The sequence below is a fragment of the Dyella solisilvae genome, from assembly GCF_003351225.1.
In the GTDB taxonomy this organism is placed as follows: domain Bacteria; phylum Pseudomonadota; class Gammaproteobacteria; order Xanthomonadales; family Rhodanobacteraceae; genus Dyella; species Dyella solisilvae.
Window position 1 is genome coordinate 208,922 of sequence record NZ_QQSY01000005.1, and the last position, 19,686, is coordinate 228,607.

Below are 19,686 nucleotides of genomic sequence, written 5' to 3' on the forward strand. Positions count from 1 at the left end.
GTATTCGTGGCATGGCGGGAGTGAATACGGCTTGAAGGCGCCGCACAGGCATGGCCTACACTCCGTCTTCATGAGTCCGATGCCGCCTGCTTCCACTTCCGCCCGGCTGCTGGCCGAACAAGCCCTCAGTCGCGCCGCCGGGGCGCCCCTGCTCGGCGGCAACGCCGCGGAATTGCTGATCGATGCCGAGGCGCACTTCACGGCATGGCTCGCCGCGATCCGCGGCGCGCAACGCCGCGTGCTGCTGGAGAACTACATCATCCGCGACGACGCCGTGGGGCGCTCCTTCCTCGAAGCATTGGTGGAGTGCGCACGGCGCGGTGTGTTCGTGGCCGTCATCTACGATTGGCTGGGCTGCAGGGGCCAATTGAGGAACAGCTTCTGGGAACCGCTGCGCAAAGCCGGCGGCCAGGTGCGCGCCTACAACCCGCCGCGATTCGGACAGCCGTTCGGCTGGATCAGCCGGGACCATCGCAAGCAATTGGTGGTCGACGGCAGGCTGGGCTTCCTGTCCGGCGTCTGCCTCAGCGAGAAGTGGTTGGGCGACCCCAGGCGCGGCGTGGCGCCCTGGCGCGATACCGGCGTCGCCTTGCGCGGCCCGGCCGTGGCCGAGCTCGAGTCTGCGTTTGCGGAAAGCTGGTCAAGCATCGGCACGCCGTTGCCAACGCCCCCCCCACCGCCCGGTGGCGCCGCTGCGGAGGGCGGCGTGGCGCTGCGCGTGATCGCTACACAACCTGCTACTGCCGGCATGTATCGGCTGGACCAGCTAATCGCCTCGATGGCGCGCCGAAGCTTGTGGCTGACCGACGCCTATTTCGTCGGCGTGGCCACCTACACGCAGGCGCTGGCCGCCGCCGCCCACGATGGCGTGGACGTGCGCCTGCTGGTGCCGGGCAGCAGCGACATCCCGGCGGTGGCGAGCATGTCCCGCGCCGGCTACCGCCCCTTGCTCAAGGCAGGCATCCGCGTATTCGAGTGGAACGGGTCGATGTTGCACGCCAAGTCGGCGGTTGCCGACGGACGGTGGGCGCGTGTTGGTTCCTCCAACCTCAACCTCGCCAGCTGGCTGAGCAATCGCGAGATCGACGTGGCAGTGGAAGACGCCGGCTTCGCCGCCCTGCTGGCCGCCCAATACGAACGCGACCTGGAGAACGCCACCGAGATCGTGCTTGCGCCGAGGCGCTGGGCCCGCCAGTCCGAACAGGTGTGCAGCAGCATGGCGCGCCCCCCCAGGCAGCGCCGGCCCGGCGGCAGCTCGGGACGCACCGCCGCGGGCGCGCTGCGCATCGCCAACACGGTAGGCGCGGCGCTGACCGACCGCCGGGTGCTCGGCGACACCTCGGTCAGCCCGTTGCTCACCACCGCGCTGGTCCTCGCGCTGCTCGCCATCGTCGCCCTGCTGTGGCCTCTGGTATTGGGCCTGCCCTTGGCCGTGGTCGCTGTCTGGCTGTCGCTGAACTTTGTCGCCCGGGCCTGGCAGTTGCGGCGACGCCGCCGACGCCACGAGTACCCTGCCGCCGAAGACTGAAGCCCTCGCCGCGACCGGCCGGTCAGCGTCCCGCAAGCGAGAAAATGCTTGCACTGAATCGGCCAAGCGATTGTTCTTCAAGCGAACCGTGATAGGCTGCACAGTCCATGCAGATGTCCGACGACCAGCCGCCTTCAAGGCAGATCCTCACGCCCAGCTCGCTCAACCGGCTGGTGCGAGACCTGCTGGAAGACGCGCTGCCGCTGATCTGGATCGAGGGCGAGCTGTCCAACGTGGCGCGCCCGGCGTCGGGGCATTTGTACTTCACCCTCAAGGACAGCAGCGCGCAGGTGCGCTGCGCCATGTTCCGCCCCAAGAGCGGCTGGCTGAAGTTCCGACCCGCCGATGGCATGCACGTGCTGGTGCGCGCACGGGTGGGCCTGTACGAGCCCCGCGGCGAGTTCCAGTTGGTCGCCGAGCACATGGAGCCGGCCGGCGAAGGCGCCCTGCAACGCGAGTTCGAGCAACTGAAGGCCCGGCTCGATGCCGAAGGCCTGTTCGACCCGGCGCGCAAGCGCGCCCTGCCCCACTATGCGCGCCGCATCGGCGTGATCACCTCGGCTACCGGCGCGGCGATCCGCGACGTGCTCAGCGTGATGTCGCGGCGTTGGCCGCTGGCTGAGGTCGAGGTATTGCCGGTGCCGGTGCAAGGTCGCGAGGCGCCACCCGCCATCGTCAACATGCTGCGCAAGGCCTCGGCCAGCGGACGCTACGACGTGCTGCTGCTCACCCGGGGCGGCGGTTCGCTCGAAGACCTGTGGGCCTTCAACGACGAACAGGTGGCGCGCGCCATCCACGCCAGCGCTGTTCCGGTGGTGTCGGCGGTGGGCCACGAGATCGACTTCAGCATTGCCGACTTCGTCGCCGACCTGCGCGCGCCCACGCCGTCGGCCGCGGCGGAATTGCTGGCGCCAGACGCGCAGGCGCTCCGGCGTCATCTGCACCAGTTGCAGCAACGGCTGGTGACGCTGGAACAGCGGCGACTGCAGTCGCGGATCCAGCGCGTCGACCACCTGTTTGCCCGCCTGCAGGCGCAACGGCCGCAGGCGCGGCTGGAACGCGACCGCGAGCGGCTGATGAACCTGCACCGTCGCCTGCTGGGCGTTCAACGCGAGCAGGCCCAATGGCGGCGGGTGAAACTCGAACGGCTGCATGCCCGGCTGCTGGCCCAGCATCCGCGCCAGCACCTGGCCTTACTGCAGCGACAGCTCACCGAACTGTCCCAGCGCCTGCGCCAGACCATCGAGCGGCGCCTGGAACGCGAGCGCCTCACCCTGGGGCAAGCGGGCCGCGCGCTGCACGCCATCAGCCCGCTGGCCACGCTCGATCGCGGCTACGCGATACTGTTCGATGCGCAGGGCAAGGTGCTGCGCTCGTCGCACAACGTGGCCGAAGGCACGCCTCTCCGCGCACGCCTCGCCGATGGCGAACTGCCGCTAGCCGTGACCGGCCCCCGCCCCGTGGGCGACAAGCCAGCCAAGCCGTAACGACGAAGCTCCGCGGCCTCACACCGCGTGCGGTCCCGCAAGGGCCAGCACCTCACGTGGTCTGAACGCGCCCTCCCGCATCCTGACCGCTTCATCGCGGGGAGCGTCGCATGAAGGCTGCTGCGTTGTTCGTCAAGGCGCTGGAGGCCGAAGGGGTGCGTAGCATCTTCGGCGTGCCGGGCGAGGAGAACCTGGATCTGGTGGAAGCGCTGCGCGGATCCTCGATCCAGCTGATCGTCACCCGACATGAGCAGGCCGCCGGCTTCATGGCCGCCACCTGGGGACGTCTCACCGGCGAAGCGGGCGTCGCCCTTTCCACCCTTGGCCCCGGCGCCACCAACCTGGTCACCGCCGCGGCCTATGCCCAGCTCGGCGCCATGCCGATGCTGATGATCACCGGGCAGAAGCCCATCCGCGAGCACAAGCAGGGCCTGTTCCAGTTGGTCGACGTGGTCGACATGATGCAACCGCTGACCAAGTACACGCGCCAACTGGTGTCCGCCTCCACCATCCCCGCGCGCATCCGCGAAGCGTTCCGCCGCGCCGAGGAGGAACGTCCCGGCGCCGTGCACCTGGAACTGCCCGAGGACATCGCGCGCGACACGGTGGAAGACGCCATCCTCTTGCCCACCGAATACGCGCGCCGCCCCGCGCCCGACGATGCCGCGCTGGTGCAGGCCGCCGAGGCGATCAGCAAGGCCAGGCATCCCATCCTCATGATCGGCGCCGCCGCCAATCGGCAACGCACGACGGTGGCGCTGCGCGCCTTCATCGACAAGCTCGGCATCCCGTTTTTCACCACGCAGATGGGCAAGGGCGTGATCGACGAGGATCACCCGCTGTGGCTGGGCAACGCGGCCCTGTCCGATGGCGACTTCGTGCACCGCGCGATCGATGCGGCCGACGTGATCATCAACGTGGGCCACGACGTGGTGGAGAAACCGCCATTCCTGATGCGCAAGGGGCGGCGCACGGTGATCCACGTGAATTTCTCCAGCGCCGAAGTCGACGCGGTGTACTTCCCGCAGATCGAGGTGGTGGGCGACATCGCGCACACCGTCGAACGGCTCACCGACGCGCTGCAGGCGCAGGAACACTGGAATTTCCACTTCTTCGACCGGGTGCGCGAAGCCTTCCACCGGCAGCTCGATGATCATGCCCGCGACGGGCGCTTCCCGATGCATCCGGTGCGCGTGGTCGACGACACCCGCCGATTCATGCCCGACGACGGCGTGCTTTGCCTGGACAACGGCATGTACAAGATCTGGTACGCCCGTTACTACCGCGCCCGTGAGCCCAACACCATCCTGCTCGACAACGCGCTCGCCACCATGGGCGCCGGCCTGCCCTCGGCGATGGCGGCGAAGATGGTTTATCCGGAGCGCAAGGTGCTGGCCATCTGCGGCGACGGCGGCTTCATGATGAATGCGCAGGAGCTGGAAACCGCGGTGCGCCTCAAGCTGGACCTGGTGATCCTGCTGCTGCGCGACGACGCCTACGGCATGATCCGCTGGAAACAGGCCGAGATGGGCTATGCCGACTACGGCATGGTGTTCGGCAACCCCGATTTCGTGCAGTTCGCCGAAGCGCATGGCGCGCGTGGCCACCGCCCCGCAAGCGCGGACGAATTCCTGCCCACGCTGCGGCACGCGTTCGACACCGGCGGCGTGCACCTGATCGACCTGGCCATCGACTATTCGGACAATCACCGCATCCTCAACGAAGAGATCCGTCGGCTGAGCGCAGCCGTCTGATCGTCTGGAGTTTCCATGCTCGCCAAAAGTTATCCGTACTACCTCGCCAACCAGCCGCAGACCTCGAAGGAAATGATGGATGTGCTGGACAAGTACAGCGGCAAGGTCGCCACGCGCGTGGCCGTGCCCGACGCCAAGGCCACCGAGAAAGCCATCGCCGCCGCGGTGAAGGCAACGGGGCCGATGCGCGAGTTCAAGCCGTGGGCGCGCCAGCAGGTGCTGCAACACTGCGCGCAACGCTTTGCCGAGCGCCGCGAGGAACTGGCGTATGCGCTGTGCGTGGAGGCCGGCAAGCCGATCAAGGACTCCGATGGCGAAGTCACCCGCCTGATCGAAACCTTCCGCATTGCCGCCGAGGAAGCGGTGCGCGTCAACGGCGAAACCATCAACCTCGAACTCGCCAAGCGCCTGGACGGCTACCACGGTTACACCAAGCGCGTGCCGCTGGGCCCGGTCTCTTTCATCACGCCGTTCAACTTCCCGCTCAACCTGGTGGCGCACAAGGTCGCGCCGGCGATCGCGGCGGGGTGCCCGTTCGTGCTCAAGCCGGCCGAGCGCACGCCGATCGGCGCGCTGATCATCGGCGAAGTGCTGGCCGAGACCGACTTGCCCAAGGGCGCATTCTCGGTGCTGACGCTGGACGGCAAGCACGCCAACCCGCTGGTGGAAGATCCGCGCTTCAAGCTGCTGTCCTTCACCGGCAGCCAGATCGGCTGGGATCTCAAGACCCGCGCCGGGCACAAGAAGGTGACGCTGGAGCTGGGCGGCAACGCCGCGTGCATTGTCGATGCCGACCAGGAGCCGCACCTGGACCGCGTGATCGACCGCCTGGTGTTCGGCGCCTTCTACCAGTCCGGCCAGAGTTGCATCAGCGTGCAGCGCATCTACGTGCATGAGTCGCTGTACGACGAACTGAAGAAGCGCCTGGTCGCCGCGGTGAAGAAGCTCAAGGCGGGCGACCCGAAGAAAAAGGACACCTTCCTCGGCCCGATGATCGACGAGGCCGCCGCCGAACGCCTGGAGGGCTGGATCGAGGAGGCGCGCAAGGGCGGCGGCAAGATCCTGTGCGGCGGCAAGCGCAAGGGCGCCATGCTCGAGGCCACGTTGATGGAAAACGTGCCGACCAGCGCCAAGGCGCATCGCCAGGAAGCATTCGGCCCGTTCGCCCTGCTGGCTCCGTTCAAGAGCTTCGACAAGGTGGTGGCTATGGTCAACGACTCCGACTACGGGCTGCAGGCCGGCATCTTCACCGACAGCCTTGCCCATGCCATGCGCGCCTGGAACGAGCTGGAGCAAGGCGGCGTGGTGGTCAACGACGTCCCCAGCTTCCGCGTGGACAACATGCCCTATGGCGGCCTGAAGCTGTCCGGCATCGGTCGCGAAGGCGTGCGCTGCGCGATCGAGGACATGACCGAGATTCGCCTGATGGTGATGCGCGAGCTGTAAGCCGGCGTGGGTATCACCGCCACGCGCAGGGCGCCGTGGCGGCTCTCCGCGCAGGCTGTCATGTAGCTGTCTTGCACCGGTGTTTTGCTTCACGTGGGCAGACCTTGAGGGCACGTCATGCAGACCGAAGCCGCTGTCGCCACTGCCACTACCACCGGCCAGTCCCAGGCCAGCGGGCGCCTCTTCGCCCTGCTGTTTGGGATCATCCTGCTGATCGGCGGCGTCTACGCCGGCCTGCACCTGGTGCAGGACCTGTCCGGCGTACGCGCCCATTCGATCACGCCGTTCGTCCTGCTCGGCGTCGCGCTGCTGATCGCGCTGGGCTTCGAGTTCGTCAACGGCTTCCACGACACCGCCAACGCCGTGGCCACCGTGATCTACACCAACGCCATGCCGCCCAACCTGGCGGTGATCTGGTCGGGCACGTTCAACTTCCTCGGCGTGCTCACGTCATCGGGCGCGGTGGCTTTCACCGTGGTGTCGCTGTTGCCGGTGGAACTGATCCTTCAGGTGGGCAGCCAGGCCGGTTTCGCCATGGTCTTCGCCCTGCTGTTGGCGGCGATCGTGTGGAACCTCGGCACCTGGTACTTCGGCCTGCCCAATTCCTCCTCGCATACGCTGATCGGCTCGATCATTGGCGTGGGCCTGGCGAACCAGTTGATCTCCACCAGCGGCGGCACCAGCGGCGTGAACTGGGACGCAGCGATCGGCGTGTTCAGGGGCCTGATCTTTTCGCCGATCGCCGGCTTCCTGCTGGCCGGCCTGCTGATGTTGATACTGAAGGCGGTGGTGAGGATTCCGGCGCTGTATCGCGCCCCCGAAGGCAAGCTGCCGCCGCCGTGGCCCATCCGCGCGCTGCTGGTGCTCACCTGCACCGGCGTGAGCTTCAAGCACGGTTCCAACGACGGCCAGAAGGGCATGGGCCTGATCATGCTGATCCTGATCGGCACCGTGCCGACCGCCTATGCGCTCAACGGCGCGGTAGCGGGCAGCCAGGTGAAGACCTTCCACCAGGTGTCGGTGGAGGCGCGGCAGGTGCTCACCGATCTCGGCGCCACCACCTCGCCCGTCGGCGGCGATCCGCGCGACCAGATCACCGAAGCGCTGCGCCAACGCCAGCTGCTGCCGAGCACGGTCCCCGCACTCGCCGCGCTGATCGGCGAGATCGACCATCAGGTCGGCAATCGCCCCTCGTTGCGCTCGGTGCCGCCGGATCAGATGGGCAACGTGCGCAATGACATTTACCTGGTCACCACGGCGATCCCGCTGGTGCTGGCCAAGCCCGACCTGACCAAGCAGCAGACCGCCACGCTGACCAGCTGGCGCGGCCTGGGCACCCTGGCGACCCAGTTCATCCCGCCGTGGGTGAAGGTGGCGGTGGCGCTCGCGCTGGGCCTGGGCACGATGGTGGGCTGGAAGCGCATCGTGGTCACCGTGGGCGAGAAGATCGGCAAGGAACACCTTACCTACGCCCAGGGCGCGTCAGCCGAGTTCGTGGCGATGGGCCTGATCCAGGCCGCGGACATGTACCACCTGCCCGTCAGCACCACCCACGTGCTCACCTCGGGCGTGGCCGGCACCATGGCGGCGAACGGTTCAGGCTTGCAATGGGCCACCGTGCGCAACCTGCTGATGGCCTGGGTGCTCACCCTGCCCGCCTCGATCCTGCTAGCCGGCGGCCTCTACATGGTCCTCCGCCACCTCTTTTGAGCGTTATCACCAGGGGCGGGCGGCGCCTGTCCCCGAGGCGGAAGCAAGGGCCTCCGCGGCCAGCCTTCACTCGCCATATATGGCGTGACGGCCATGGGTGTTGTTCAATCATGCGGGCCCGCCGCGTCGGGCCGAAGCCGTCGCGTCCCCCTCATGGAGCTTCCCGGATGCACGCAAAGACCGCAGTTTTCCTTGGGACGCTGCTGATCGCCGCCCACGCCTCGGCGCAATCCAGCAGCCCGCCCACCACCGCCCAACAGGTTCCGGCCAGCGCCGCGACTGCCGTGCAGTTGCAGACGGTGACCGTGCACGGGGAGTTGCCCGGGCCGGCATTGTGGGAGGTGCGGCGGGGCGATCACATCATGTGGGTGATCGGCACGCTGTCGCCGCTGCCCAAGGACGCCGACTGGCAGTGGAACACACTGGAGCAGGCGCTCGCCCGCTCCACCGAACTGCTGGAAGCGCCGTCGGCGCACCTGAAGATGCCGACCAGCCTGTATTCGCGCCTCGCCTTGCAGCCGGCTGCGAAACTCAATCCAGGCGGCGCCACCTTGCGCGATCTGTTGCCGCCGGAGATGTACGCGCGCTGGGAAGCCGTCAGGCATCAGTATCTGGGCGATGACGACGCGCTTGAATACATGCGCCCGATCGTGGTGGCCGAACAGCTCTACTTCAAGGCGCTCAAGGCCAATGGCCTGACCGCCGAAACCGACGTAGAAGGCATGGTGGAAAAGCTGGCCCACCGGCACGGTACCCGCGTGATCGGCGTGCGCTACGAGCAGGTCATAAGCCACGCTCCCGGCCTGACCCAGGGCGCCGATCAGGCACAGAAGCAGGGCATCGCCTGTCTCGACGAAACCATGCACATGGTCGAGCACGACATGCCCACGCTCACCCAGCGCGCCAATGCCTGGGCCACTGGTGACATGAAGACGCTGCAGGAGCTGATGCAGGGCACGAATTACGAGCCCTGCGTGGTGGCCGCCATCAACGGCGACTTCGAGCACCAGCTCAACATCCCCGACCTGCCGAAGCGCATCGAGGCCACCTGGTTCCAGGCCGCGCAGCAAGCGATGACCCGCAACAAGCGCACCGTGGCGATCCTCACCATGGACCAGCTGATGTCACCGGATGGCTATCTGGCCCGGCTCAAGTCGCTGGGTTACATCGTGAGGGCGCCGGAGGGTGTGGTGGTGCCTTGACGTACGTGCTTGGGTGGCGCTCGCTGTGATCGGCGCTGGCGGGACCGCGAGCCCAAAGCCCCAATAGGTCAACCTCGACACTCCATTTCGCCGGCCGTCAGCCCGCAAGCGCGGGGATCCAGCGACTTCCAGGCGTTCAAGAGCAAAGGCACTGGATCCCTGCTTTCGCAGGGATGACGAATGTGTAGAGGCGATTCAGCTTCACGCCATGCAACTTAGCCAGATCTGCCTTAGACGGGGCGACGCCGCCCGTGTTCACGCCATACACCTTCGCCGAACCTGGGCTGGATGAGGCGACGCTGCCGGTGTGGCTGTACTGCAAGCGTCTTCGAATACCACAACGTCATTCCCGCGAAAGCGGGAATCCAGCGACTTTGGGTCCATTGGGAGCAAAGGCGCCGCAATCTGCGCCCCCTCAGGGGGGCGCAAGAATGACGAATGTGCGGCGACGGATTTACTTCACGCCATACAGCGTCGCCGCATCCGCCTTGAACGACGAGGCGCTGCCGGGACGGCTGTAGAACATGTGGCCCCCCGGGTACACCGACAGCTTCACGCGCTGCGACTGGCCAAATGTCGGCATCTGGTCGATGATCAGGCGCGAGGTGAAGTACGGGCACGACAGGTCGTTGTAGCCGTGCACGATCAGCACCTTCATGTTCGGGTCGTTGCCGATGGCCTTGCGCAGGTCGGCGACCGGCTTGTCGTCCGCGTTGCCGCGATCCCAGGCCTTGTTGACCGCGTACGACAGCGCCTCGTAGTGCGCATCGGTCTGCCAGCCCACCTCGCGTGTGACGAAGTCCACCATCGCGCTGGTGGTCGGCGCCAGCAGCGCATCGAGGATCGGATCGCCCGACTGGCGCTCGGCCGAGCCCGGGAACGGATCGAACGCGGTGACGTTGGAGTCGTACACGCTGCCGATCTTCTTGTCGGCGCGATGCACTTCGCGCAGGTAGGAGCCGATGTCCACGCGGCCATCCAGCTTCGACACCACCGACGGCTCGAGGCCGGTGTAGCTCGACACCTTCTGCACGATGCGGCTGATCGCGCCGGGATCGGAGCGGCCAGCGAGGAAGTCGGTGACGAACTGCGTGCGCACGTAGTTCTCCACGTCGGCCATCGCCGCCGGGCTCAGCCGGCCCTGGCCTTCCAGGTGCGCCGCCGTCATCGACGGCAGGTTGATCATCCACGGCAGCGGCGACAGCGCATCGCCGTCGCCGATGGCGGCCGGATCGAGATACGGCGACACCATCACCAGGCCGTTCACGCCGACGCCCATCTTGGTCTGCAGCGCATAAGCGATGCGCGGCGCGCGATAGCCGCCGTAGCTCTCGCCCATCACGTACTTGGGCGCGCGCAGGCGGCCATGCTTGACCAGCCAGTCGTAGACCACGCGCGAGAGGTACTTGATGTCCGCCTCGGTCGAGTAGAAGTCCTTCTTGGTCTGCTCCTCATCCTCCAGCGAGCGCGAGAAGCCGGTGCCCACCGGATCGATGAACACCAGGTCGCTCATGTCGAGCCAGGTGTTGGGGTTGTCCTTGGTGACCGCGGCATCGGATGGCGCGTCGCCATCCACGCCGAACTGGATGCGCTTGGGACCGATGGCGCCCATGTTGAGGTACACCGACGACGCGCCGGGACCGCCATTGAAGGCGAACGTCACCGGGCGGTGCGGATCGTTGCCGGACACCGTATAGGCCGTGTAGACCACGTCGGCGATCTTCTTGCCCTTGGCGTCGCGCACCGGGATGGTGCCAACCGTCGCCTCATAGGACAGCGTGCGGCCACCCACGCGTACGCTCTGCTTGATGGTCTTGTCCGCCGGCAGGGGCGGCAGCTCCGCATCGGGCTTCTTGTCGGCGGCGGCATCGGCCGCCGGCTTGGCGTCCTTGGCCGCGGCAGCCGCGGCGGTCGACCACGGGGCCAGCGCCAATCCGGCCACCAGCATGGCCGCACACCAGGCGGCGCATCGGCCGGCGCGGGCTACACGAGCACGAGCAGGTACATCACGATTCATCAGGCATCTCACACAAAGGCAGTTCAACGGAAAGCGATGGACGCCCCGGCGCGCGCCACTCCCCTGCTCTACGTGGGAACAGGCCAAGGGACGCCCGGGCGAACGCCAATAGATGCGGCACGGCCGACCCCACCACCAGTGCCGTTCGGCAGGGGTGACCGCCTCAGTCCTGCGAAATTGCTTGCGGCAGCTGGCGGCGCCCGGGTCCGAAAAGGCTCAGCGCCGCGTCGCCAGCACGCCATCCAGCGCCAGCTGCGCCTTGAAACCCGCCTTCTCCAGACGCGTCGCCACCTCGCGCGGAACGTCGCGGTCGCTGGTCAGCTTGTTGGGGCTGCCGGTGTAGTGGAACAGCCGTCCGCCACGCCGGAGCACGCGCGCCAGCTGGTTGTAGAACACCTGGGAGTAGAGCTCCCCCGCGATGCCGAAGCGCGGTGGGTCGTGCAGCAGTGCGTCCACCGAGGCGTCAGCGACCTGAGTGATGGCCTGCGACACGTCTGCGTGCGTCAGCTGCAGGCGACCGGCGTGGGCCGGATCGTCCGGGTCCGGCGACCACGGGTTGATCGTGCGCAACCACAGCACATCGGGATTCTTCTCGAACGACAGGACGCGCGCGACGCCGCCCTCGAGGCAGCAGGCAGCGAAGTAGCCAAGGCCGCCACAGGTGTCCAGCAGCACCTTGCCGCGCGGCTCGACCAGCGCCACCTTGCGTCGCGCGTCCTCGAACGGCGACTCCTTCGACGTGGGCAGCATCTTGATGCCGTCGATCTCGAAGGTGGGCGCGCCCCATTCGGTGGGCACGAGCTTGATCAGCGATCCGGAAAAGCGCGACACCGGCGAGAATTCCTCACCATCCCAGTAGTAGATCGTGCGGTCCTTCAGCTTGTGCGGATAGGGATAGCGCAACCCTTTCCACTCCCATGCATCCGGCGCCAGCACGGCGTCGCCGCTGGAACGACCGAGGTCCAGGGAGCCGCGCCATGCGCCCTCGCCTGCATCGCGTGCAGCCAGCAGCGTGTCGAGAACGGGGCGCGTGAGCAACGGACCGGAATAGTGCGACAAGACGAAACCTCACCTGAAGCGGGGCCCATCAGGCGCCCAGCAAAGGTGTGAAGTTTAGCGTGCACGGGCGCCGCCACGGCACAAAGGCCCAAACGCGACACTCTCGCATTACCGCCGCGCACGTTAAGTAAATCTACCGATGCACCGGTAGGCCCCCCGACCTAAAATTTCGTGCGTCAAACACGCCACCCCGGCGGACTATCGAGGTGCTGGGTTCCCGGCGCCGGCCGGCATAGGCCACTCGACTACTTTGGCTTACTGCTCGGATATCTCTACTGCAACCAGCAAGGAGATCATCGATGCTGTCTGCGCCGATTACTGAAAAGAAACTCTCCCGCGGCATGCTTGACGTGCTGATTCGCGCGGGTCTCATCGTGATCCTCGCGGTCTCCTGCTTCCGGATCTTTTACCCGTTCGCCAACTTGATGGTGTGGTCGCTGATCCTGGCGGTGGCCCTGTACCCGCTGCACCTGCGCCTGCGAAAACACCTGGGCAACAAGGACGGACTGACGGCGACGCTGCTTGTCGTCATCTCGCTCCTCGTCATCACCATTCCCACCTATCTGCTTGGCGTAGCCCTGGTCGACTCGATCGAGCACGGCATTGAAATCGTCAAGGGCGGCAGCTTGCGCATTCCTGCGCCTTCCGAGTCCGTGGCAAGTTGGCCGCTGATCGGCGGCAAGGTGTATGCGTTCTGGCAACAGGCCTCGACGGACCTGACCGGCCTGCTGCAGACTTTCATGCCGCATCTGAAGGGTGTCGCGACGGGGCTGCTGGATGCCGCCACCGGCGTTGGCGCGGGCCTGCTTATCTTTTTCTTCGCCCTGATCATCTCGGGCATCTTCATGGCCTACGGCGAAGAGTCCAGGCACAGCGCCGAACAGATCGCCTCGCGCATCTTCGGCGCAGAAAGCGGCCCGAAGATCACCGATCTGTGTTCCGCGACCATCCGCGCGGTAGCCCAGGGCGTGGTCGGCATCGCCTTCATCCAGATGTTGCTGGTCGGCATCGGATTCGTGGCCAAGGGCATCCCCGGTGCAGGCCTGCTGGCGCTGGCCGTGCTGCTGCTGGGCATCATGCAGTTGCCGGCCACGCTGATCACCATCCCGGTGATCATCTTCGTGTTCGCCACCGAAGGATTCACCGTCGGCGGGGTCGTGTTCGCCGTCTATGTCTTCGTGGCGGGCCTGGCGGACAACGTGCTCAAGCCGCTGCTGCTCGGTCGCGGCGTCGATGTGCCGATGCCAGTGGTGCTTATCGGCGCGCTCGGCGGCATGGTGACCGGCGGGGTAATCGGCCTGTTCATCGGCCCGGTAGTGCTGGCCGTCGGCTATCAACTGTTCTGGCGCTGGGTCGAGGACCAGCCGCACGCCGAGGCGCCGCCGGTCGAGCCGAAACAGCCCTGACGTCGTGGGACACGTGCCGTGTCGCGCCTCTCTGGCCCAAACCGGTTGTTGCTGACCGGCATGGTTTGCCTCGGCGGTTGCGTCACCGTGGGCCCGGATTTCCACCCGCCGCACGCCGACCTGAGCGAGCACTGGAGCAGCCCACAGGTCGAACAGGCCACGTCCCAGCGTGCGCAGCCGGACGCCAGCCAGTGGTGGCAGGTGTTCGGCGACCAGAACCTCGAGCGCCTGATGGCCGAGGCAGACGCCAACAATGCCGACCTGAAGGTGGCAGGACTGCGCGTGCTGGAGGCGCGCGCCCAACTGGGTATTGCCGAGAGCGGGCGCTACCCCCAGGTGCAACAGATCGGTGGCCAGGCCCTGTACACCAAGAGCAAGCACTCCGGCAGCGACACGAGCTCAAGCGGCTCCTGGCAGTACGGCGCGGGTTTCGACATCGGCTGGGAGCTGGACTTCTGGGGTCGCTTCCGGCGCGCCATCGAGTCGGCGGATGCGGCCTATTTCGCCTCGCAGGCCAATCGCGATGGCGTGCTGGTGCTGCTGCACGCCCAGGTCGCCGACACTTACTACACCATGCGCACGGCCGAGGCACGCCTGCGCATCGCGCGTGAAAACGCCGTGCTGCAGAAGCGCAGCTTCGAGATCACCGAGCGCCTGTTCAAGGGTGGCGAAACCGACGAACTGGACTTCCAGCAGGCCAAGACCCAATACCTGGGCACGCTGAGCAGCATCCCGCAACTGGAAAGCCAGATCATGCTGGCGCAGCACGCGCTGTGCGTACTGATCGGCCGCCCGCCCGGCCCGCTGCCTGAGCTGGAGGTGCAGGCGGGAAAGGAAGGCGTGATCCCGCTGGTCGATCATGCGGTACTTCAGGATGTGCCGGCCAACCTGCTGCTGCGTCGTCCCGATGTGCGTTCCGCCGAGCTTTACATGGCGTCGCAATCGGCACTCATCGGCGTGGCCAAGGCGGACCTGTATCCGTCGGTGACCTTGCTGGGCACGCTGGCATGGAGCGGCAGCTCATCTTCCGGCACGCCCGACTCGCTGCTCAGCGCCAGCTCCATCGCAGGCTCACCGAGCAAGCTGGCCCTCGCGGTCGGTCCCAGCATCACCTGGAACGTGTTCGACCACGGCAGGATCATGAATAACGTGCGCGTGCAGGACGCCCGCCTTCAGCAACTGGAGGTCGCCTACCAGAACACCGTGCGCCAGGCCGCACGCGAGGCTGACGACGCCGCCACCGGACTGCTATCGGCATTGCAAAGCGACACCATCCTGCACGACGCGGAGCAGGCCGCGCACCGCTCGCTGGCGTTGGCCAACACGCTTTACCGCGAGGGCTACTCGGACTTCCAGCGCGTGCTCGATGCGCAACGCGCACTCTTCGCCCAGCAGGATGCGTACATCGTCAACCGCAGCAACGCGGTGGGCAGCCTGATCGCCCTCTACAAGGCCATGGGTGGCGGTTGGCATACCGACCAGCCGCTGATTGATCCCGCCACCCGCCAGCAGATGCAAGAGCGCACCGACTGGGGCGACCTGTTCGATGAGCCGCACGCCCCGTCCGCCAGCATCTCCCAGCCCAAGGGCCAACCCTGATGAGCGACGCACCCTCGCCCGCCCCGAGCGCGGCGCCCACGCCTCCCGCTGCCGAGCCTTCGGGCAAGGGCGTGAAGTGGACGCTGATCCTGATCGGCGTGAGCCTGCTGTGGTACCTGCTCGCCGACCGCTACACGCCCTACACGCAACAAGCGCGCGTGCAGGCCTTCGTCATCCCAGTGGCGGCGGAAGTCTCGGGCCGCGTCACCCGCGTACTCGCTCGCAACAACCAGGAGGTCAAGGCAGGCGAGGTGCTGTTCGAAGTGGATGCGGAACCGTACCGGATCGCCTTGGCCAGCGCGCGCGCCAACCTGGAAACGACGCGCCGCCAGATCGGCGCGAACACGGCGGGCATCGATTCCGCGGAAGCCAAGCTGCGCGCCGCCAACGCCAACGAGGTCAAGGCCCGCCAGGACAGTGATCGTCTCGAACGACTCTATAGCGAGGACCAGGGCACGATCTCGCTGCGACGCCTGGAAGTTGCGCGGGCCGCCCACGACGAAGCCACCAGTCAGGTCAGCGCCGCCCAGGCCGAAGTGGAACGCGCCCGCGAGCAGCAGGGCGGCAGCGATGCGCAGAACGGGCAGTTGCGCAGCGCCACGGCGGCTGTCGAGAAGGCGGAGCTCGATCTGTCCAATACCCGAATACGCGCGCGCTCGTCGGGACTGGTCACCGATCTGCGCACGGATATTGGACAGTTCGCGGCTGCGGGCGCCCCGGTGATGACGCTGATCGCCATCCACGACGTCTGGGTGAGCGCGGACATGACCGAGAACAATCTCGGTCATCTGCGCCCCGGCACGCCAGTCGAGATGGTGCTGGATTCGCGGCCGGGCGAGCTGTTCCGGGGCCGCATACGCAGCATCAGCTACGGCGTCAGCGCAGGCCAGCCCACGCCGCCGGGCTCCCTGCCCACGGTGCAGAACAGCCGCGACTGGCTGCGGCCGGCGCAACGCTTCCCGGTGATCGTGGAGTTTGCGCCCGACGAAACGGTGCCCACGGGCGATATCCGTGTCGGCGGGCAAGTCGAAGTGATGGCGTTTCCCACGAGTGGCAACCCGCTCAATCCGCTCGGCCGGGTGTTCCTGCGGGTGATGAGCTGGCTCTCCTACGTCTACTGATGACAACCCCATCCAGCCAACGAGAGATCCTTGGGCGCCGTGCGCTGCGCATGGGCCTCGGCACGGCGCTGACTTTGGCGATCAGTTTTGGCATGGACCTGCCGCTGCCGATGGTGGCGCCCGTGTTCGCCGTATTCCTGTTCGCGACACTGCCGCGACCGCTCCCACTCAAGGCAGCGCTGGGGCTACCGCTGGTGGTCGGGCTCGCCACGGGCAGTGGCCTGCTGCTGGTTCCCCTGCTTCGCTACTACGTCCAGGCCGGTGTGCTGCTGGTGGGGCTGTGCCTGTTCCTGGCCTTTCGCTACGGCCTGCGCGGCGGCAACAACCTGGTCGCGACCTTCCTGGCCGCCGGCCTGACCATGATCTCCGCTGCAGGCGCCGCCGAGATGCAACTGGCCATCACCGTGGTAGGGGCCTTGATCAAGGGACTGTTGCTCGCCGTCCTTGTGCTCGCGTTTTGCCACTGGCTTCTACCCGATCCCGCCGGCGCTCCCAGGGCGGCGGCGAGCCGCAGCTTGTCCAATCGCGAAGCCAGTCGCCTGGCGCTGCGCGCGACGCTAGTCGTGTTGCCTGCGTTCCTGTTCGCGCTGGCCGATCCAGCCGCCTACATGCCCATCATCATGAAATCGGTGAGCCTCGGACGGCAAAGTTGCACGACCTCAGCACGCGGCGCGGCGCGCGAGCTGCTGGGCTCCACGCTGCTTGGCGGACTGCTGGCGATCCTGTTCTGGTTCGCACTGAAGTGGTTCGTGAATCTATGGATGTTCTTCCTGTGGATGCTGTTGTTCGGCCTGGCGGTGGCGCGCAAGCTGTACGGTCTGCGCCCGGGCCGGTACAAGCCCGGCTTCTGGCTCAACACCCTGGTCACCCTGATCATCCTGCTGGGCCAATCGGTGCAGGACAGCGTCGCGGGAAAAGACGTCTATACGGCGTTTGCGGTGCGCATGGGGCTGTTCATCGCCGTCACCCTGTATGCGTGCTTCATGCTCCAGCTACTCGAGGTGAGGCAACGTCTTCCCCAACCAAGCTCCTAGCCACCGGCATGCGCACCTGAGCGCCGCCGCATGCATCCGCCCACCACACCGGCGGGGCCGGCCATATCCGATCGAGAGGTTTCCACCATGGCAAAGACCGCGAAGGAAGGAAAAGTCCGACTGAGAGCTGGCGACGTGCTGTCGGAGTTTTTGGAAACGCTCTGGTATCTGGGCGCGATCCTGGCCGGCCTGCTGCTCCTGTTCGCCATCTTGACCGTCGCGATGTACTACTTCGGTGGCCCGGTGGAGACATTGAACCGGACACCCACGCACTTTGGTGAAACCATCTACTTCTGCGGTATCACCGCGCTCACCATCGGCTATGGCGACGTCGTGCCGACCACGGCTTTCGGCCGGCTTGATGCGCTGCTGCTGGGCCTGGATGGTTTGCTGATCACCGGGCTGATCATCGCCGCGGCGGTGCGCGGGGTTCAAGCGGCCTCCCGCGAGATTGATCTTCCAGACTAGTGGAAGGCGAACGGCGCACGTCGGCAATCAAAACTGCGCTGCAACCCCATCGCACGGAGGAAGGGTCCCGCGCTCGTTGCTAGAGCGAAGTCGTCAGGCGCGTCAGCCAGTCTGGACTGACGCCCAGCAGCAGCGCCTCGATCCGGCGGTCGAATCCGCTCAGCACCAGCAAGCCGATCAGCACGAAGCAGCCACCCAGCACGCGCTTGGCCACCATTCCCAACGTCACCAGCGCGCCGCGTGCACGGGTCATGGCGGCGCCGGAGACCGTGCTCAAGACCAGCAGCGGTAGTCCCGCCCCCAGGCCAAACACCACCATCAGCAGCGCGATCTGGGGTAGATGCCGCCCCTGCGCCGCCAGCGTGGTGGCGGCGCCCAGCGTCGGCCCCACGCAAGGGCTCCATACCAGGCCCAGCAGCAGGCCGACCGACAACTGGCTGAAGACGCCCCCGCCGCGCACGCCGCCGAGGGCCTGCTGCCCGGTGTTGCCCACTCGGGCGGTCATCCTCTCGAACACGCGCTGCAAGGGCGGCAGCAGCATGACCAGGCCGAACAGCAGCATGAGCCACGCAGCGATCCGTCGGAATGTCCGCGGATCGAGCCCTGCCGACGCGCCCACGCTCGCCAGCACCGTACCTGCCAGTGCGAAGGAGAGACTCAGGCCCAGCGCCAGCATCGCCGCGCCCCAGCGATGCCGCGACATCGCCGATGCCAGCAGGATCGGCAGCAGCGGCAGCACGCAGGGAGAAAGCAGGGTCGCTGCGCCCGCCAGGAATGCCAGCGCAAACGTGCCCAGGCCGAAATCCATCAGAGAGCCTGCTCGAGGGTCGCGCGAATCTCCGGCTCAGCCGTTTGCCCGGTCGAGCGGGTCACCTCGTGTCCCTGCCGGAACACCACGAAGGTGGATTGCTGGGTGACTTTCAACGATCGCTCGAGCGCGGTTTCCGTGTCGAAGTCGGCGACGAAAATGGTCACCGCCTTGAATTTCGGCTCGCGTGACAGGCGGTCGACGATCGGCTTCTGCGCCCGGCAGATAGGGCACCAGTCAGCATGAAGATAGACCACGACCGGCTTGCCGGCGGCCATGGCCTGTTGGTACTGCGTGGCGTTGTATGGCGCCTCATCGGCGTGCGCTCGAACGGCCAGCGCCAGCAGCAATGCTCCGATGGCGACGCCGAAGATGTTCGTGTTCATGGCGACCTTTGCTCCCGATGGCGGGCTGTCAGTGGGTGATGGCGCGGACCGTGGCGCGTGTGGCCGTCGTCGTGTCGACGGATCGGGGCCGGATGCCGAGGGCGCGGGCCACCAGCGTGTCGAGGCTCGCCTTGCCGGGGCCGCACACCAGTAGCCAGAAGAAAATCAGGCTGTAGACGATTTCATCCGCCTCGACGTAGTCATCCAGGCCCATCAGGTTGGTCGAGACGACCAGGGTTACGGCCACCGCCATGTTGATCAGCATGGGTATGCACACCAGCCGCGTGAACAGGCCGAGCATCAGCAACAGGCCGCCGATCAGTTCGGTCCAGGAAGACAAGGTCGCGCTGAACGCGGGATACGGAATACCCCAGCCGACGAAGCGCTGGGTGAACCCGCCAAGGTTGTGCACCTTGGCGATGCCCGTCTCCAGCCAGAAGTAGCCGAACACCACGCGTACGACGAGCGGCCCCAGCCAGTCGACGCGGTTGAGGATCTCGAGCAGGCGCGAGGCCGTGGTGGCGATGAGCTGACGCATGGCAGGGCATTCCGTGGTGGGGACGGAACCGCATCATGCGAATCACCTGCGTCGGCCGCCATGTTCACCCGTCCGCGCTTTCTTGCCGTCCGTCCGGTCCTTCGGCAGGACCGCACGACCGGA

At 66.7% G+C, this 19,686-nt stretch carries 16 protein-coding genes; 11 read left to right on the top strand and 5 right to left on the bottom strand.

Features of this window, described 5'->3' with window-relative positions; translation table 11 throughout:
* The first annotated feature begins 70 nt into the window (after nucleotides 1–70).
* The 6 genes from DVT68_RS17115 to DVT68_RS17140 all read left to right on the top strand — a co-directional run bounded on the left by DVT68_RS17115 (nucleotide 71) and on the right by DVT68_RS17140 (nucleotide 9,127).
* Nucleotides 71–1,528 carry a phospholipase D-like domain-containing protein gene (locus tag DVT68_RS17115; RefSeq protein ID WP_114826330.1) on the top strand — a complete coding sequence of 486 codons (1,458 nt, stop codon included), beginning with the start codon at nucleotides 71–73 and terminating at the stop codon, nucleotides 1,526–1,528.
* 107 nt (nucleotides 1,529–1,635) lie between these two features.
* Nucleotides 1,636–3,015, top strand: a complete 1,380-nt coding sequence (gene xseA / locus DVT68_RS17120) for an exodeoxyribonuclease VII large subunit (protein ID WP_114826332.1) — start codon at nucleotides 1,636–1,638, stop codon at nucleotides 3,013–3,015.
* A gap of 110 nt (nucleotides 3,016–3,125) precedes the next feature.
* On the top strand, nucleotides 3,126–4,769 hold the full coding sequence (locus DVT68_RS17125; RefSeq protein WP_114826334.1) for an acetolactate synthase large subunit: 1,644 nt from the start codon (nucleotides 3,126–3,128) through the stop codon (nucleotides 4,767–4,769).
* A gap of 15 nt (nucleotides 4,770–4,784) precedes the next feature.
* A complete protein-coding gene (locus DVT68_RS17130; RefSeq protein ID WP_114826336.1) occupies nucleotides 4,785–6,215 on the top strand; it encodes an aldehyde dehydrogenase family protein in 1,431 nt (476 codons plus the stop codon).
* 117 nt (nucleotides 6,216–6,332) lie between these two features.
* On the top strand, nucleotides 6,333–7,925 hold the full coding sequence (locus DVT68_RS17135; protein WP_114826338.1) for an inorganic phosphate transporter: 1,593 nt from the start codon (nucleotides 6,333–6,335) through the stop codon (nucleotides 7,923–7,925).
* Nucleotides 7,926–8,092: 167 nt separating this feature from the next.
* The gene (locus DVT68_RS17140; protein WP_158543530.1) at nucleotides 8,093–9,127 is read left to right on the top strand and encodes a TraB/GumN family protein; all 1,035 of its coding nucleotides are present in this window, start codon (nucleotides 8,093–8,095) and stop codon (nucleotides 9,125–9,127) included.
* A gap of 454 nt (nucleotides 9,128–9,581) precedes the next feature.
* On the opposite strand, the gene DVT68_RS17145 is transcribed toward DVT68_RS17140, so the two are convergent.
* Both DVT68_RS17145 and DVT68_RS17150 read right to left on the bottom strand, forming a co-directional pair.
* Nucleotides 9,582–11,075: a S10 family peptidase gene (locus DVT68_RS17145; RefSeq protein WP_114826342.1), complete on the bottom strand. Its 1,494-nt coding sequence runs from the start codon at nucleotides 11,073–11,075 to the stop codon at nucleotides 9,582–9,584.
* 285 nt (nucleotides 11,076–11,360) lie between these two features.
* Entirely contained in the window at nucleotides 11,361–12,203 is an 843-nt protein-coding gene (locus DVT68_RS17150; RefSeq protein ID WP_114826344.1) for a class I SAM-dependent methyltransferase, read from the bottom strand.
* A gap of 299 nt (nucleotides 12,204–12,502) precedes the next feature.
* On the opposite strand from DVT68_RS17150, the gene DVT68_RS17155 reads away from it, so the two are divergent.
* The 5 genes from DVT68_RS17155 to DVT68_RS17175 all read left to right on the top strand — a co-directional run bounded on the left by DVT68_RS17155 (nucleotide 12,503) and on the right by DVT68_RS17175 (nucleotide 17,831).
* Nucleotides 12,503–13,609, top strand: coding sequence for an AI-2E family transporter (locus DVT68_RS17155; RefSeq protein WP_114826346.1), 1,107 nt, complete (start codon nucleotides 12,503–12,505; stop codon nucleotides 13,607–13,609).
* Between the two features lie 18 nt (nucleotides 13,610–13,627).
* The gene (locus DVT68_RS17160; RefSeq protein WP_199536116.1) at nucleotides 13,628–15,208 is read left to right on the top strand and encodes a TolC family protein; all 1,581 of its coding nucleotides are present in this window, start codon (nucleotides 13,628–13,630) and stop codon (nucleotides 15,206–15,208) included.
* On the top strand, nucleotides 15,208–16,329 hold the full coding sequence (locus DVT68_RS17165; RefSeq protein ID WP_114826348.1) for an HlyD family secretion protein: 1,122 nt from the start codon (nucleotides 15,208–15,210) through the stop codon (nucleotides 16,327–16,329). Before DVT68_RS17160 ends, DVT68_RS17165 begins: the two co-directional genes overlap by 1 nt.
* The gene (locus DVT68_RS17170) at nucleotides 16,329–17,363 is read left to right on the top strand and encodes a DUF2955 domain-containing protein (RefSeq protein ID WP_114826350.1); all 1,035 of its coding nucleotides are present in this window, start codon (nucleotides 16,329–16,331) and stop codon (nucleotides 17,361–17,363) included. The genes DVT68_RS17165 and DVT68_RS17170 overlap by 1 nt, the downstream gene beginning before the upstream one ends.
* 87 nt (nucleotides 17,364–17,450) lie before the next feature.
* Entirely contained in the window at nucleotides 17,451–17,831 is a 381-nt protein-coding gene (locus DVT68_RS17175) for a potassium channel family protein (RefSeq protein ID WP_114826351.1), read from the top strand.
* 79 nt (nucleotides 17,832–17,910) lie between these two features.
* Here DVT68_RS17175 and DVT68_RS17180 read toward each other — a convergent pair whose 3' ends face one another.
* The 3 genes from DVT68_RS17180 to DVT68_RS17190 are packed head-to-tail and all read right to left on the bottom strand — an operon-like array spanning nucleotide 17,911 to nucleotide 19,563.
* The gene (locus tag DVT68_RS17180) at nucleotides 17,911–18,639 is read right to left on the bottom strand and encodes a cytochrome c biogenesis CcdA family protein (protein ID WP_114826353.1); all 729 of its coding nucleotides are present in this window, start codon (nucleotides 18,637–18,639) and stop codon (nucleotides 17,911–17,913) included.
* Nucleotides 18,639–19,025, bottom strand: a complete 387-nt coding sequence (locus DVT68_RS17185) for a thioredoxin family protein (RefSeq protein WP_114826355.1) — start codon at nucleotides 19,023–19,025, stop codon at nucleotides 18,639–18,641. The genes DVT68_RS17180 and DVT68_RS17185 overlap by 1 nt, the downstream gene beginning before the upstream one ends.
* A gap of 28 nt (nucleotides 19,026–19,053) precedes the next feature.
* Complete coding sequence (locus DVT68_RS17190) at nucleotides 19,054–19,563, bottom strand: DoxX family protein (RefSeq protein WP_114826357.1); 510 nt, start codon at nucleotides 19,561–19,563, stop codon at nucleotides 19,054–19,056.
* Between the last annotated feature and the right edge of the window lie 123 nt (nucleotides 19,564–19,686).